Origin of the sequence: Coprobacter fastidiosus, assembly GCF_030296935.1 — a bacterium.
GTDB lineage: Bacteria > Bacteroidota > Bacteroidia > Bacteroidales > Coprobacteraceae > Coprobacter > Coprobacter fastidiosus.
Window position 1 is genome coordinate 198,719 of sequence record NZ_AP028032.1, and the last position, 16,577, is coordinate 215,295.

Annotated in this window: 7 protein-coding genes and 1 pseudogene; 2 read left to right on the plus strand and 6 right to left on the minus strand. The window is 38.7% G+C overall.

Annotation, left to right across the window (positions count from 1 at the left end; genetic code table 11):
• Window positions 1–71: 71 nt before the first annotated feature.
• Both QUE35_RS00755 and QUE35_RS00760 read right to left on the minus strand, forming a co-directional pair.
• On the minus strand, window positions 72–434 hold the full coding sequence (locus QUE35_RS00755; RefSeq protein WP_009316728.1) for a hypothetical protein: 363 nt from the start codon (window positions 432–434) through the stop codon (window positions 72–74).
• Between the two features lie 462 nt (window positions 435–896).
• Entirely contained in the window at window positions 897–3,410 is a 2,514-nt protein-coding gene (locus tag QUE35_RS00760; RefSeq protein WP_147404851.1) for a Kelch repeat-containing protein, read from the minus strand.
• 342 nt (window positions 3,411–3,752) lie between these two features.
• Here QUE35_RS00760 and QUE35_RS00765 point away from each other — a divergent pair, with 342 nt between their 5' ends.
• Window positions 3,753–7,604 (plus strand): glycoside hydrolase family 3 N-terminal domain-containing protein, encoded by a 3,852-nt coding sequence (locus QUE35_RS00765; protein ID WP_022599535.1) that lies wholly within the window; start codon window positions 3,753–3,755, stop codon window positions 7,602–7,604.
• A 159-nt stretch (window positions 7,605–7,763) separates the two neighbouring features.
• Entirely contained in the window at window positions 7,764–9,119 is a 1,356-nt protein-coding gene (locus tag QUE35_RS00770) for an MATE family efflux transporter (RefSeq protein WP_022599533.1), read from the plus strand.
• Between the two features lie 80 nt (window positions 9,120–9,199).
• On the opposite strand, the gene QUE35_RS00775 is transcribed toward QUE35_RS00770, so the two are convergent.
• From QUE35_RS00775 to uvrB, 4 genes and pseudogenes are all read right to left on the minus strand, one after another.
• Window positions 9,200–10,201 (minus strand): hypothetical protein, encoded by a 1,002-nt coding sequence (locus QUE35_RS00775; RefSeq protein WP_022599531.1) that lies wholly within the window; start codon window positions 10,199–10,201, stop codon window positions 9,200–9,202.
• Between the two features lie 149 nt (window positions 10,202–10,350).
• On the minus strand, window positions 10,351–12,453 hold the full coding sequence (dpp5, locus tag QUE35_RS00780; RefSeq protein WP_031258048.1) for a dipeptidyl-peptidase Dpp5: 2,103 nt from the start codon (window positions 12,451–12,453) through the stop codon (window positions 10,351–10,353).
• 11 nt (window positions 12,454–12,464) lie between these two features.
• On the minus strand, window positions 12,465–14,357 hold the full coding sequence (locus tag QUE35_RS00785; RefSeq protein WP_022599528.1) for a YgiQ family radical SAM protein: 1,893 nt from the start codon (window positions 14,355–14,357) through the stop codon (window positions 12,465–12,467).
• Window positions 14,358–14,411: 54 nt separating this feature from the next.
• Window positions 14,412–16,443 (minus strand): annotated as a pseudogene (uvrB, locus tag QUE35_RS00790) (excinuclease ABC subunit UvrB).
• Window positions 16,444–16,577 lie beyond the last annotated feature (134 nt).

Here is a 16,577-nt window from a genome sequence, read left to right on the forward strand (position 1 = left end):
TTCTATATATAAGTAAAGTCGCATTATTCTGATTATCGGTAATGCGGCTTTATTTTTTCTCGGATGTTTATTTATAATTGTTTTAAATGAGCCTTAATTTCTTTCTCTCCGCAATAAATTTGATGTAATACTTTCCGAATCGGGATACCTGTTTCACGAGATATTTCTTTAACTCCTTTACCGGCTAAAAAGAGTTTTGTAGGTAGTTGATATTCTTCATTAATTTCCTCGATAATGATATGGAGAGTATCAGTAGATAAGTTTCTGTATAAATCGGGGTTGAGTCGTAGCCTTGAACAATTGTCGATTGTTGATTTTGATGGAATGAAACTGGTAATATATTCTGTAAAAATATGTGTTAAATAAGTTGAATAGTCAAACATTTTTCCGAACCTTTTGGTTATTATTTCGGAAACATCGTATTTATTGTTCATGCACTTTCTCTTTACAATTATATAAATAAAAAGAGCCTCCGGTTTTTTAAATAAAAAGGACCAATTCTTATTTCTAACATACATGACGAATCATGTAACGGAGGCTCTAAATACCTTCTTTACATGATTCATCTATGTTAAATAAAAAAGAATTGGTCTTCGTAAAAATACAAAATACCTATAAACTGGCAAATAAAATAAGAGTAATTTATCGATTATTTTATAAGATATTTGGGCTTTTGTTTAAAATAGATTTTTTATTTGGAAAATTAATATGCTGTTGTCTAAATTTTTCAGACAAGAAAATATCATCAGACCATTTTTACGTTTTCTTCAGATCTATAACGATGTTGACAGTATCGCTACAGTTTTCTTTTCGAGAGGGAAACAGACTATTCATATGGATTTCTCTCATGCTTGACCCGAGCAAAATTTAGACGGCCACTAAAAACAAACTTATTATTATGAGGTGGTCTTAGAAGTTACGATAGTTGAAAATGATATTTTGTAATCCGTACCTAATAATGATTTATATTGTTTGCAGAAATTGTCGTATGTGTTTTTGGCAATGCTTCTTTTATCTTTTTTGTATAAAATAGAGCATTTGACCCTCAAAGCTTCTTCATTGAAAATATCATGCAAAAAAATGGTATCTGCGATCAATAATTGAATATCTTCTTTATCTTCAAATTCTTTCTTTTGTAAAAGAGAATGTAAAAGATCTAACGTTATGTCTGAATAATCGCTTTTGAAATTATCGATCCAGTCGGCTTGAGTATTAGGTAATAACGGACCGAAGACGAGTAATTCTAACAATTGATATAATGTAGCCTCTTTAGTAAAATCGTCGAAAGAGGTATCCTGAATAAATTGTATTGCGGCAACATAATCGCAAAAAACTTCGTTTCCGAATGTGATTTTCCAGAAATTATTTTCAAAAACAACCTGTATGTCTCCGACTTTTTCTAATAAAACCCGCAATTTGCGAATAGAGACATTGCGATTATTTCTTGCAGATTTTTCATCTTTATCTTCCCATAAGATACTATCCAGTTTGTTGCTGCTAATTCCTTGCTTTGTTTTTACGCTATACAATAATATGATTAATAATAAAGATTTTAGTATAGGAGTAAATTGGTTCGTTATATCTCCTCCTTCTTTATCTTTGACATTAAATCCTCCTAATAAGCTGATGCTGCTTTTTGATCTGTCAAATGTCTTTTTGATTTCTTCCTGAGGAGCTGTTTCTTTTTCTTTTATTTCGATAGAGACCGGTTTTTTATCTTTTTTCCGACGAGAGAATTTATATAAACCGTAGCCCGATAAAAAAATCAGAAAGATGATAACTCCTACCCATAACTTATTTTTCGAAGGGGTTTTTTGAATCGTGTCTTTTAATGCAATCGGCGGGAAATCTATCGAATAAATAGAGACTTCCGGATCGCTATTCCTTATTTCCCTGTTAAATATCGTATATAGTTTGCTGCTGTCGGGAGAGTAGTACAGATTACAAAATAAATACCCTGCCGACATGTCTCCTATATTGGTTGAGCATCTTTTTATTTCAGGACGGTTTAAAGAAATTCGGACTAAATAACCTTGTGATTTTGAGACATTGATTGCATAAAAGCATGAATCTGTCGGACTATAAATCATATTTCCTCTTAATAAAAGGTCTGTCTCATCTCCAATATTTGATTTGATTTCCCATATTTTTTTTATTCCGAATGTCGCTAAATCGACAGCATACAGGTCATATAAGTTATGACTGACTTCTTCTTGGCGTCCGTTTTTGCTTCCCTTGCCACCGAAAATGTAAAGAGTATTGTTTACGATTGTCGATACGGCGGAAAATCGAGGTGAAATCTCTTTGATTTGAAGACTGTCCCATCGATGAGTATTCAAATTTACCTTGAACAATGTGTTTTTATACAGATAATATCCATATCCTCCGAACGTAATTAAAGAGGTATCTTTAGGGGATATAGCCACAGTATGGTGTATATAGGCCGGATCCATACCGTTCGTGAAAGTACCGCTCCAAGAATTATTCTCCGATGAGAATACCGAAATTGATTTCTGGTCAAGGCTGTAAGATATGAGCCTATGGTTGTACGGATCATAAGTTATTTGGTTGTTTTTTTCACTGGCTAATTTTCCCTTGATATTATCTATTGAATATGACTTTTGTGTGATAGGATTAAGTACGGTCAGTTGATTGCTCCCGTTAATGATGTAAAATAAATTTTTATCAGAATTATATGTGATTTGGGGATTTCCTTTAATTTTTTGTTTATATAATTGATCCCATGAAGAGTGATTATCGATGAGCCATATAGGATTCTCTGTAATTGCGGGACATTGTTTTATGAGATCATAACAGATACTATCTGCATGTTGTTTTAGTTCCCAATGATATATTTCGTTGTCTTTGTTGTCTAATACCCGTACATTTTTAATATTGATGGGAGCGACATCTCCGACTTGAAAGTTTTTGATTCCGGAAGTCCCGAAATGGATAGTCACATTTTTACATCCTGAAAAATCAAAAGATTGAGTGCTTTGAATCGATCCGAACGAAAAAGTGATTTTATTATCTTTCGGCATTAATTTGACGCTTATCGGTATCCATTTATTGTATGTCAGATCTTGTGTAATCGGATGTTGACTTTCATTGAGTATCCATGCCGGATAACGATCGTTTTTCTTGTTGGCAAGATATACGAGATCTATATTTTTTTGTGTATTTGTAATGATTCTCACGACATATCCCCATACAATCTCTTTTCGCAGCATGAGGTCGAATGATATGGTTCTTCCGTTTTCTATTTTTATAGGTTTTCCTCCATTCAGTACAAGTCGTGTGCGTATTGTTCCCGGTTGTTGGTGTGATCTGAAAAATAATCCGCCGTTTATGTTAGAAGAATAAACAGAAATGCTGTATAATAAGCAAAATATGACAAAAAGTTTTTTCATGATGATAATGTGTGTGTTATTTCTTGATATTGTATATCCATCCTGTTTTGACATTACAAATGTAATAAAAAAATGAAAGGAGAACATTTATTCTGCTATTTTTTGAAAAAGAGATATTTCTAAATATAATTATTTTAAAATGTATATGCATGGCTGGAGTCTTTGATAAAGGTTGCCGATTAATTTTTCAATTTACCGTTTTTTTAAGTGCATTTTAATTCTCTATAAAGTGAAAAGATAATTGTTCAAGAATATTTTTGTAACAAATTTTGTAGTCGGGAGAAATTTCCGGTTGCTTGGCTCGTTTTAAATTACTAATCAATAATTAAAAACACACACAGAATGAAAAAAACATGGAGAATTGTTTTGCCTGCGTTACTGGTGGGGTCGTTTATTTCTTTTGCCGACACGAAAGACAAAAGAGAAATAAATGATAAGGCAGTAACGGAAGAGATCTGTCCTTGTGAAATGGAAGGTATGGATCCCGAAGAAGCTTACAATCGTTCGATGGCAAATGCGGGCATATCCCAACAAGTGAGTAAAGAGACTCCAAAGTATTTAAATCCGAACATTCCTATTGAGGAACGTATCGATGACTTATTACCTCGGCTTACTCTTGAGGAGAAAGTAATTCAATTGAGTGATAGCTGGGGATCAAAAGGTATTGCTCGGTTGAAGATTCCTGCAATGTTGAAAACCGAAGGGTTGCACGGCCAGTCTTATGCTACCGGTTCTACCATATTTCCACACGGGATTAATATGGGTAGTACGTTTGATACGGAATTAATACAAGAAGTCGGTAAAGCTACGGCAATTGAGGCTAAAGCTGCAAATTTACGGGTTTCTTGGTCTCCGGTGTTGGATGTGGCGCGTGATGCCCGTTGGGGACGTGTCGAGGAAACCTATGGTGAAGATCCTTATCTCGTTGGTCGTATAGGTGTAGCATGGATCAAGGGTTTTCAGGGTGAACACATGTTTGCCTGTCCTAAGCATTTTGCCGGTCACGGACAACCGGTCGGCGGTCGTGATAGTCATGATTACGGATTGTCGGATAGAGTAATGCGTAATATTCATTTAGCACCTTTCCGCGATGTTATTAAAGAAGCGAATGCATTCGGAGTTATGGCGGCTTATGGGCTTTGGAACGGAGTGCCTGATAACGGTTCGAAAGAGTTGCTTCAGAAAATCCTTCGTGAAGAATGGGGATTTGAAGGTTTTGTCGTTTCTGATTGTAGCGGCCCTGAAAATATTCAGCGGAAACAGTCTGTTGTGGGTACTATGGAAGAAGCTGCCGCTATGGCTGTTCGTGCCGGAGTAGATATCGAATGTGGATCGGCTTATAAAAAGGCGTTGGCTTCGGCAGTAAAGAAAGGCATTATAAAAGAAAGCGAATTGGATGCCAACCTGCGTCGAGTATTCAGAGCTAAGATGCGCTTGGGATTGTTTGATAGACCGAGTATTGAAAATATGGTTTGGAACAAACTTCCGGAATATGATACTCCCGAACATCGGGCTTTGGCTCGTAAAGTAGCAGTAAAAAGTACGGTTCTTCTGAAAAATGAAAATAATCTTCTTCCGTTGGATAAAAATATCAAGACAATCGCTGTGATCGGTCCGAATGCAGATCAGGGACAGACTGGTGACTACTCTGCAAAATATGCACCCGGTCAGATAATTTCGGTTTTAGAAGGTGTCAAAAACCATGTGAGTCCTTCTACAAAAGTTTTGTATGCGCAAGGTTGTACGCAACTCGATATGGATACTACAGGTTTTGCAGAGGCTGTGAATATTGCGAAACAGGCTGATGCCGTGATTCTTGTTGTGGGAGATAATTCGAACCGACATGAGAACGGAAACAAAAAAAGTACTACGGGAGAAAATGTTGATGGTGCTACTTTAGAAATACCGGGAGTACAGCGACAATTAATTAAAGCTGTCGAAGCAACAGGAAAACCTGTCGTGCTGGTTTTGGTAAATGGTAAACCGTTTACATTGACATGGGAAGATGAAAATATCGAGTCTATTCTTGAAACTTGGTATCCGGGAGAAGAAGGCGGTAATGCAACTGCAGACATTATCTTTGGTGATGAGAATCCGTCCGGACGTTTGCCTATCTCATTCCCTCGTCATCCGGGACAGTTGCCTTTGTGGTATAATTATGAAACTTCCGGACGTAATTATGACTATTATGATATGCCGTTTACTCCATTATACCGTTTCGGTCATGGATTGAGTTATACGACATTCCGTTATTCTAACCTTAAAGCTACTACTAAAAGCGGAGATCCCGGTTTTGTGACTGTTTCGGTAGATATTGAAAATACCGGGAAAAGGCCGGGTGAAGAAGTAGCTCAGTTATATATAACCGATTTGGTAGCTTCGGTAAATACCGCAGTTATAGATTTGAAAGGTTTTAAGCGTGTTTTCTTGAAACCGGGAGAAAAGAAAACCGTTACTTTCGAACTGAACCCTTATTTGCTTTCTTTATTGAATCCGGATATGAAACGAGTTTTGGAAGCTGGAAAATTCAGAATGCATGTCGGAGGAGTTTGTCCTGAACCGCCAAAAGGTTCTACCGAACATAAGCAGAAAATCGGTTTTAAAGATCCGAGCCAAGGTATTTCCGGTGAGTTTACGGTCGATAAAGACTACAAAGCAGATTTTGAATATACCGTATCGGCACCGAAAAGTGTAAAAGGCGGAGAATCGTTTAAGGTGGTCGTAAAGGTGAAGAACAGCGGAAATTTATTAGATATCGCTGATGTTAAATTGTATGGAAATAGTTTCTTGGATGATCGTCGTGCTGAGATCGAAGCCGGAGAAACAAAAGAAATGGTTTTTGATGTGCAGATATATGCAAGCGGCAATCAGACTTTAACCGTAATTTTGGATGATCAGATAAAATCCGTTCCTTTAAAAGTTTCGAAAGTTCCGGCAAAACTCGTTTTGGAAGGTAGTTCGATCAATATGACCGAGAAAGGAGAAATGGTTTATGTCGCAGAGGCACGAAATGTAGGAAGTGAACCTTTTAATAAGAGTTTGGATGTGAAAGTAGAAGGCGTAACCGTTGCATCACAACCGTTGCGTTTGGATGCTGGAGCTAGTCAGCGTGTCGAAATTAAATACGCATTCCCTCGTTCCGGTACATTCCGTGTGAAAGTCGGTACTGAAGCAGAGCAACAATTGATTGTTCCGGGAGGAATCGGATTGGCATTGCAAGACCCGTTGGCTTATATAACTTTCGAAGGAGCGACAGATAAAGAAGTCAAAAATGAGATTACCGGAAAAATGTTGCCGATTCAAGGTAAAGCCCAAATTATCGACGGCAAAAACGGAAAGGGTTTTAAGAAAGACAAAAAAGAGACTTTTGTCGATGCAGGCGGTATGGATCTGTACCGGAAACCGTTTACTTTGGCAGCATGGGTTTATCTGAACCAGATGGATAACGGTCAGGCTATGTTCTTCGGTGGACAAGCTCCGATGGGGGCGGATGTCGATGTAACCGGAACACGGTTGGCAGCCGGTATTTTCCAAGAAAAAACAATTCTTTCTTACGAAAATAGCGACGTTCGCGGTAACAATAAATTGCAATCGGGAAAATGGATACATTATGTTTATACCTACAATCCTGAGAAAGAAGAAGGAGCGATTTACATAGACGGTCGTTTGGATAAGAAGGCTTTCCAGAAACCTTTTGCCGGACCACTGGAACGTATTGCCGGGTCTCAGCGTTTTTCATCAGGTAAATTTATTATAGATGATGTTCTTGTTGCCCGTACGACGATGGATGAGAAAGCCGTAAAAGAACTTTATACAAATGGTGTGGAAGCTATGCGTAAAGCTCAGAAAGTAACCGATTGGCGTCCTATGGATTCGGCTGTTGAAAAAATGAAAGCGTGGGCAGAATTAAATGCTGGTGGAAAAATTCAGGTTTTTGTTGAGGTTGCAGATAATAGCGGAAAAGTAATCGATTCTAAATCGGTACAGTTGAAGAGCGGAGAAAATGAATATTCTTTGGCAGGATTAAAAAAAGGTGACAAAGTTCGTTTACGTATAGATTTGTCATCTACAGCTTGGGACGGTGTCCCAGCCTTGCAAACGGTCGTTTTGGAAGGTGCTTCACCGATCCGTTGGTCGACGGTTGAAGAATGGATGAAAGGTTCTGCTTCTAATTCTTTGTTAATAGGATTGTGAATCGTAAGTATATAGAGTTAGTTTGTTGAGTAAAGGCGGTGTTCCGTTGCGGGATACCGCCTTTCTTTTAGACAGACTTTAATATTCCCGAATCTATATGATCATTGATTTGAAATAAGATTTATATCTTTGCAACCTTTAATTTGATTAGGGTGTAGTATGCTGAAAAAAACATTTCGATTATACAGGGATCATTATGTAGCATTGTTGAGATTGGGAGTCCCGATTATGATAGGACAGTTGGGGATTATCATTGTTGGATTTGCCGATAATATGATGGTCGGTCATCATACTTCGGAGGAGTTGGCTGCAGCATCTTTTGTAAATAATCTTTTTAATCTTCCGTTGATGTTTGCTTTAGGCTTTTCTCTGGGGCTTACTCCGTTGATCGGGAATCTGGTCGGAAAAAATCAGGTAGCAAAAGCCGGTCAGACTCTTCGATATGGTCTTATCGCCAATTTGCTTTTAGCGATTTTACTGATCGGGGTTATGTCCGTAGTTTATGTTAATATAGACCGGATGGGACAACCGGAAGAACTTTTGCCTTTAATTAAACCCTATTTCTTGATTCATTTGTCGGGTTTGATTTTTATCATGCTATTTAATGCTTTCAAGCAATTTGCCGATGGCATTATGGATACTCGTATCTCGATGTACATACTTTTGTGTGGTAATGTGCTGAATATTATAGGTAACTATTTATTGATATTCGGCCCGGGTTTTTTCCCAGAACTTGGACTGCTCGGAGCAGGATTCTCTACATTATTATCTCGTATTTTCACGTTGTCGGTTTTTGTGTATCTGTTTTTCTTTACGTCTCGTTATGGCAGATTTAAAGAAGGCTTTCGTCATCTTAAAGGTGATTCGGGGAAACAATTGCTTCATTTAACCAAAATGGGAATGCCTATTGCTTTGCAAATGGGGATGGAAACCGGATCTTTCAATTTGAGTGTCATTATGATGGGATGGATCGGTACGGCAGCATTGGCGGCACATCAGGCAGTTGCAACTTTTACTACAATCGGTTTTATGCTTTATTACGGTATCGGGTCGGCTATTACGATTTTGGTAAGTAATGCTAAAGGATCAGGAGAAATGAATAAAGTAAGATCGATAGCAAATGCCGGATTTCATGTAATAATTCTTTTGGCCGTATGTATTGTAATCATAATGGCTTTGTTCCGACAACAGGTAGGTTATCTGTTTACAGATTCGGAAGAAGTGAACGGAATCGTAGCATTGTTGATAATACCGACTATGGTATATCAGTTCGGAGATGGCTTACAAGTTGCGTATGCGAATGCTTTAAGGGGAATAGGAGATGTGAAACCGATGGCCTTGATTGCGTTTGTCAGTTATTTCCTTGTATGTTTACCTGCGGCATATTTATTTGGCTTTGTTTGTCGGGGTGGTGCTATGGGTATCTGGTGGGGATTTCCGATTGGTCTGACTTTGGCAGGAGTCATGTTTTATTCTCGTTTTAGATATAAGATGAAGAATTCGAAAATCGTGTAGTCTGGAGTTGTCCGGTAATGTAAAATATTCCGTACTATCCGGACATTCTACCGGATAGTACGGAATATTTTGATTATTTATTATCTGTCTCCGAAATAAAAACGGATACCCCCAAGTAAATTAAACCGGTTTAAGTTTATTCTGTCATAGTCGTTATAAACTATGGTACTATGTACATTTTCCATCTTTATGTTTTTCAGGAATGCAGAACCTATGATTTCATTGAATGAGATACCTATTCCCATGTGTTTGTTAAGTTTATATTCGATTCCGATTCCATAATTAAACCCGATAGTCGATACATAGGTTTTTCCTTTTTCAATTCCTGAAGATATTTTGTCTGAGAATTTTAAATATCCGATACCGACTTCTCCGTTTATCATCCATTTTTTATTGAACGAATATTTTGTACAAAATAAAGGTGCGATATATAAAAATAAGACATTATGATCCATGTTCGTCTTTTCGTAATAACTGTCAGAACTGTACCCTGAATAAAAAATTCCCCATCCGAAATTTTTAATATAATGATGGAATGCCAAATCCCATGCAAGTCCGGAAGTCAGTTTATCATCGAATTGTTTATCTGTCCCAGTGAGCCCTTCTGTTTTAGGTAACCATCCGTAACCGACATTGAATGAAAAATCGACTCTTGGAGGTAAAGGGCGTACTTTGTTCAAGACATTATTTACACTATAATTGTAGAATGTCGTTTGTGTGTTGTATGTAGAATCGGATATACCGGATTTGAGAATATTTCCTGAAATTTGGTGGCAGGAACTTGCGACACCCGGTAAAAGGTGATCGGTGATTTGCAGAATATCTCCTCCGGCTTTTCTTGTTTCTTCTTTGGCTATTTTCAGTACTTGATCATATCGGCATCGAATAGTAAAACTTCGGTCTAAAATAGCAACTTGTCCTATCAAAGTTGCAGCGACCGGGACTTTTTCTCCCTCATTTACGACCATAATTGTATCTTCTTGAGATAAAGACGGATATTCCTGTATCTTGTTTAATACAATTTTAGGAGAACAGGAAAAAAGAGTACATAATAATACTCCGGCAAGAATTTTATTTTTCATGGATATGTGTGTATATAGTTTGTGTATTGCAAATATAATAAAAGTATGTTGTAATTTTCAATTATAAACACTTGTTTTTTTTGAATAAAAAGCGGGCGCAAAGACTTTGTATAAAACCTTTGCGCCCGCTTTCTACGTTTGGGATAACTTTATTTCTTTTCTTCCGGTTTTAACCAATGGTCGAGCCAACGGAAAAATATCCGTTGCCATAAAATGGCATTTTGAGGTTGCGCAATCCAATGATTCTCATCAGGAAAGACAACCATTTCGGCAGGAACTCCTCTTAATCGAGCGGCGTTGAATGCCGACATTCCTTGAGAGGCAAGTATTCGGTAATCGTTTTCTCCATGAGTAATTAGTATAGGAGTATCCCATTGATCTATAAAACGATGTGGAGAATTGGCATAAGAACGCTGAGCAACAGCATTGTCTTTTTCCCAATAAGCGCCACCCAAATCCCAGTTGGCAAACCACATTTCTTCTGTTTCTACATATTGTTGTTCTAAATTGAATATTCCGGCATGAGCGATAAATGCCTTGAATCGTTTTTGATGATGCCCGGCCAACCAATAAATAGAAAAACCTCCGTAACTTGCACCGATTGCTCCAAGGCGATTCTCATCGATAAATGGTTCTGCCTTTACAGCATCGATAGCAGAGAAATAGTCTTTCATATTCTGACCGCCGTAATCACCGCTTATTTGTTCCAGCCATTCCTGACCGAACCCGTATAACCCTCGGCGGTTAGGTGCAACAATGACATATCCGTTTGCTGCCATTAACTGCAGGTTCCATCGATATGACCAGAACTGGCTTACAGGGCTTTGCGGACCTCCTTGGCAATATAGTAATGCCGGATATTTTTTATTCGGGTCGAAATGGGGAGGATATATGATCCATGTCAACATTTTTTTATTGTCTGTTGTGGCAATCCAGCGTTCTTCCACTTTGCCCATAGTAATTTGATCTAAAGTTTCCTTGTTCTCGAATGACAATTCCGTAATTGCTTTATCATTTAGATTGATACTATAAATTTCATCCGGTTTTGAGAAAGAATGCTGTAATACGATCAGTTGATTATCATTTATCGGTTTTATATCGGCGTAATCGACCTGTCCGGTTGTGATCTGTTCTATTTTTTTATCATCGATATGAATGTTGAAGATTTGCTCTATTCCTTGATATACGCTTAAGAAGTAGATCGATTGTCCGTCTTCTGCCCAATTTAACATGTCTAAGCTGTAATCGAACTCGTCTGTCAGATATTTCTTTTCTCCGTTTTGTATATCCATAACGAACAAGCGGTTTTTATCTGATTCGTATCCGTCACGTTCCATACTCATCCATGCTAAATAACGTCCGTCGGGAGAAAAACTCGGATGCGTATCATAACCCATCATTCCTTCGGTCAGGTTTTTGGTTATTTTCGTCTCGGTATCGTATAGATAAATATCGGAGTTGGTAGATATGGAATACTCCAATCCGGTTTTTTTTCGGCAAGTATATGCAATACTTTTACTGTCCGGAGTCCATGCAAAACCTTCTGTACCACCGAAAGGTTTCATCGGAGCTTCATACGGTTCGCCTTCGAGAATATCATTAATATTTTCTAACGTGCTGCCGTTAAAGTCTGCTATAAAAGGGTGAGGAATGGCTTCTACCCATTCGTCCCAATGTTTATACATGAGGTCGTCAATAACACGTCCGGTTGCTTTGGGCAGGTCCGGATAAATATCCGAGGCTCGTTGACCGTATTTTACATTCGAAAAGAATACGACCTTTTTCTCATTGGGAGAAAAGAGAAAACCGTCTATTCCTTTTTCTTGATTGCTGATTTGTTTTCGGTTCGATCCGTCGGCATCCATTATCCACAATTGAGAACTTCCGCTTTCGGATGTCAGAAACGCTATTTGTTTTCCATTGTTGATCCATACAGCATTTTGTTCGGATTTAGGAGTATGGGTGATTTGAATTTTATTACTTCCGTCAATGTCCATAACAAATAGTTCCCGATTGCTTTTGTTTTCGGGTATGCTCACGTATGTTACTCCATAAAGGATTTTTTTCTTATCCGGAGATATTTCTATACCCCCGACGCGCCCAAGAGTGTACATGACTTCCGGAGTCATGATTCCGTTTTCTACTTTGGGATGGCTTTTGCCTATGATCCCTTCGCTGCTCTCTTTCTGTGTCTGACAAGCAGACAAAAGTACCGCACTTGCCATAATGAGTTTGCTGATTGGTAATTTCATAAGTTTTACTATTATTTGTATTTCTTCTTTTTGTATTTTGTTTTTGATGATGTTTCTGTTTTTGTATTTTTTATGGGAGGACCGTATAGACGATTGATTAGATCCGGCCGTCCCATTCTTTGCAGTTCCGATAAAATCTGTTTTCGTTGATCGGGTTTATACCAGAAAAAAAACTGCCTTTGAGCCAGTTTCTCGTTTTGGTTGCGGGCTGTATATATTTTTTCTCCCGTATAAGGGTGATATCCTGTATAATATATCTCGGTTGAAAGCGTCATCGGGGTAGGGGTGAAATCTTGAACTTGTTCGAGGTGAAAGTTTAATTTTTTTGTGATAGCGGCCAGTTCGGCCATATCCTCTTCTCTACAACCCGGATGGCTTGATATGAAATACGGAATGAGTTGTTGGTTGAGTCCGGCTTCATCGTTTATTTTTTCGAATGTCCGTTTAAATTCTTCGAATTTTTTGAAGTTAGGTTTCCGCATTAGCATCAGAACATTGTCGGACGTATGTTCCGGAGCAACCTTTAATCGTCCAGATACATGTCGGGTAATAACTTCATATGTATATTTCGAAGTACTTGCATTTACTTTTTCATCCTCATGACGGTGTTGTAATAGATCATATCTTATCCCGCTGCCGATAAAAGACTTTTTGATTCCTTTTATTTGATCTACGCTATGATATATATCTAACAACGGAGTGTGATCGGTATATAGATTTTTGCAGACTTCGGGATGTATACAAGACGGACGTTTGCATTTACGACATATTTCCTGACAGGAACCTCGCATCTTGTACATATTGGCCGAAGGTCCTCCTAAATCGCTGATATATCCTTTGAATCCGGGCATTTCCGTAATTTGTTTTACCTCGTTCAGAATCGATCGTTTCGAGCGGGAGGCTATGAATTTGCCTTGATGGGCGGAGATCGTACAAAATGCACATCCTCCGAAACAGCCTCTATGTAAATTTACAGAAAACTTGATCATTTCGTATGCCGGAATGTTTTTCCCTTTATATTTAGGATGAGGCAGACGAGTATAAGGCAAGTCGAAAGAAGCGTCTATCTCGTTTTCGCTCATAGGAGGATAAGGTGGGTTTACCTTTATAACCGAGTTTTTATATTTTTGCCATAATCGGCGAGCCTCATATCGGTTCGATTCCTCTTCGACATGGAAAAAATTGCGGGATTGTTTCTTTTTGTCTTGCAAGCATTCTTCATGAGAGAACAAAACGAGATCGGTTGCGCTTTCATGTGCGTGAGGCAACTCGTTTTCAGGTGTAATAACGGCGGTCTGTCTCAAGTCTTTGATCTGACCTGTTTTTTCACCGTTCCGAAGCCGCTTTATCAATTCTCTGATCGGGAGTTCTCCCATACCATAGATGAGCATATCTGCTCCGCTATCGATCAAAATACTCGGTCTTAAACGGTTTTCCCAATAGTCATAATGAGTAACTCGTCGCAGTGAGGCTTCTATGCCTCCGATAATAACCGGTATGTGGGGGTAGAGTTTTTTTAATATTTGAGTATATACTATTGTCGGATAGTCGGGTCGCATTCCTGCTCGTCCGTCTGGAGTATAAGCATCATCGGAACGAAGTCTTTTATTTGCCGTATAATGGTTGACCATTGAATCCATAGCTCCGGCAGAGACCCCGAAAAATAATCTGGGTTCTCCTAATTTCTTAAAGTCCCTTAGATCGTCGCGCCAGTTCGGCTGGGGAACAATAGCGACACGTAACCCTTCGGATTCCAGAATACGTCCGATTACTGCAGCCCCGAAAGAAGGATGGTCGACATATGCATCTCCTGAGAAAAGAATTACGTCCAGATAATCCCATCCTCTGATCTCAAGCTCCTTTTTTGTAGTCGGTAACCAATCTTGTAGTTTATATTCTTTCATTGTCGTCCGATTGTTTCTTTGTTTTATCCGGTTTATGAAATTCAGTTTGCTGTATTACAATGAATCGTATCGGTCTTGTAGTTTTACCAATTCGTCCCGGTATTGGGCAGCTTCGATAAATTCCATTCGTTTAGCAGCTTCAACCATTGCTTTCCGGGTATTTTCAATAGCCTTTTTCAATTGGTCTTTATTCATGTATTGGACTACCGGATCGGCAGCTATGTTGACATGCGAAATATCATATTCCTCTTTATATAAAATCGGTTGACCTTTTTCGGTTTGAACATCCGCTTCTTTTGTGAGAATAGAGTTTCTGGCTTTTTGTATTGCTTGAGGCGTAATATGGTTTGCTTCGTTATAAGCCAACTGTTTTTCTCTGCGCCGATTAGTTTCATCGATCGTTTTTTGCATGCTTTCGGTAATTTTGTCTGCATACATGATTACCATTCCGTTCAGGTTTCGGGCGGCCCGTCCTGCCGTTTGAGTTAAAGAACGATGAGATCTTAAAAAGCCTTCTTTGTCTGCGTCCAGTATGGCGACTAATGAGACTTCTGGCAAATCTAAACCTTCACGAAGAAGATTTACTCCGATAAGGACATCGTAAAGCCCGTTGCGTAGATCCTCTATGATTTGAATACGTTCTAACGTATCGACGTCTGAGTGAATATAATTACAGCGAATGTCGAGTCGTAACAGGTATGTGTTCAATTCTTCCGCCATACGTTTGGTAAGAGTCGTTACCAGAACCCGCTCATCTTTTTCGATTCTTTGTTGTATCTCTTCGAGTAAATCGTCTATTTGATTGAGACTTGGTCGGACTTCGATTATTGGATCGAGCAGTCCGGTAGGGCGGATAACCTGTTCGACGATAACGCCCTCGCTTTTCATCAACTCATAATCTGCCGGAGTAGCGCTGACGTAAATAGTCTGTTTGGTAAGATCTTCGAATTCTGAAAATTTCAGCGGACGATTATCTATTGCAGCCGGCAATCGGAATCCGTATTCTACAAGATTTACTTTTCTGGAATTATCCCCTCCGTACATTGCCCTTATTTGAGGTATTGTAACATGGCTTTCATCAATAATGGTTAAGAAATCTTTCGGGAAATAGTCTAACAGACAGAATGGTCTGGTGCCGGCAGCCCGTCCGTCGAAATATCGTGAATAGTTTTCTATTCCGGAACAATGTCCCACTTCTCTGATCATTTCAATATCGTATGTTACCCTCTCATACAAGCGTTTGGCTTCAATTTCTTTTCCTATCGACTTAAAAAACTCGACTTGTTTTCCTAAATCGAGTTCTATTTCACCGATTGCCCGGTCTATTCGTTCTTTAGTAGTTACAAAAATATTAGCCGGATATATTTTATATTCATCGAATAGAGTAATCGTGTGCCCGGTCATCGGATCTACGCTTTCTATCGATTCTATCTCTTCTCCCCAGAAGATAATGCGCAAGATGATTTCCGTATAGGCCAGATATATATCCACCGTATCTCCTTTGACCCTGAAATTTCCTCGATTCAGTTCGATTTCATTACGGGAATACAAACTGCCTACGAGTGCTCGTAAAAATGTATTCCGTTCTATATTTTGACCGACACGGACATCTATCACGTTGCTATGAAAATCTTCCGGGTTGCCGATACCGTAAAGACATGAAACCGAAGATACGACGATAATGTCTTTGCGGCCTGATAATAAAGCTGATGTCGTTGAAAGCCTGAGTCGGTCTATTTCTTCGTTGATTGCCAAATCTTTTTCTATATAGGTATCGGTTGTCGGAATATAGGCTTCCGGCTGGTAATAATCATGATCATGATACAAAATATTCTACGGCGTTATCGGGGAAAAAACTTTTAAATTCTCCATACAGTTGGGCTGCCAAAGTTTTGTTATGACTCAGGATCAACGTCGGTTTCTGAACTTTTTCGATGACATTAGCCATGGTAAATGTTTTACCTGACCCGGTAACTCCCAGTAGGGTTTGAGCGGAAAGTCCGTCTAAGACTCCCCGGCTAAGCTCTTCTATTGCTTCCGGTTGGTCACCGGTCGGTTGGTAGGGTGAAACGATTTTGAACTCCATAAATGCCATATATATTTTGATTTGCGAAGTTACGAAAAAACTCGGAGAAACGGCTGTATCCGTTCTCTTTTCATGCTATTACCTTCAAACTTTCTGTTGTCTTCTTAATCATATATTTTACTTTCATTTTATTG

Bases quoted from the DNA above. Each gene is read 5' to 3' on its own strand.
- QUE35_RS00755 (WP_009316728.1), bottom strand. From the start codon at position 434: ATGAACAATAAATACGATGTTTCCGAAATAATAACCAAAAGGTTCGGA.
- QUE35_RS00760 (WP_147404851.1), bottom strand. From the start codon at position 3,410: ATGAAAAAACTTTTTGTCATATTTTGCTTATTATACAGCATTTCTGTT.
- QUE35_RS00765 (WP_022599535.1), top strand. From the start codon at position 3,753: ATGAAAAAAACATGGAGAATTGTTTTGCCTGCGTTACTGGTGGGGTCG.
- QUE35_RS00770 (WP_022599533.1), top strand. From the start codon at position 7,764: ATGCTGAAAAAAACATTTCGATTATACAGGGATCATTATGTAGCATTG.
- QUE35_RS00775 (WP_022599531.1), bottom strand. From the start codon at position 10,201: ATGAAAAATAAAATTCTTGCCGGAGTATTATTATGTACTCTTTTTTCC.
- dpp5 (WP_031258048.1), bottom strand. From the start codon at position 12,453: ATGAAATTACCAATCAGCAAACTCATTATGGCAAGTGCGGTACTTTTG.
- QUE35_RS00785 (WP_022599528.1), bottom strand. From the start codon at position 14,357: ATGAAAGAATATAAACTACAAGATTGGTTACCGACTACAAAAAAGGAG.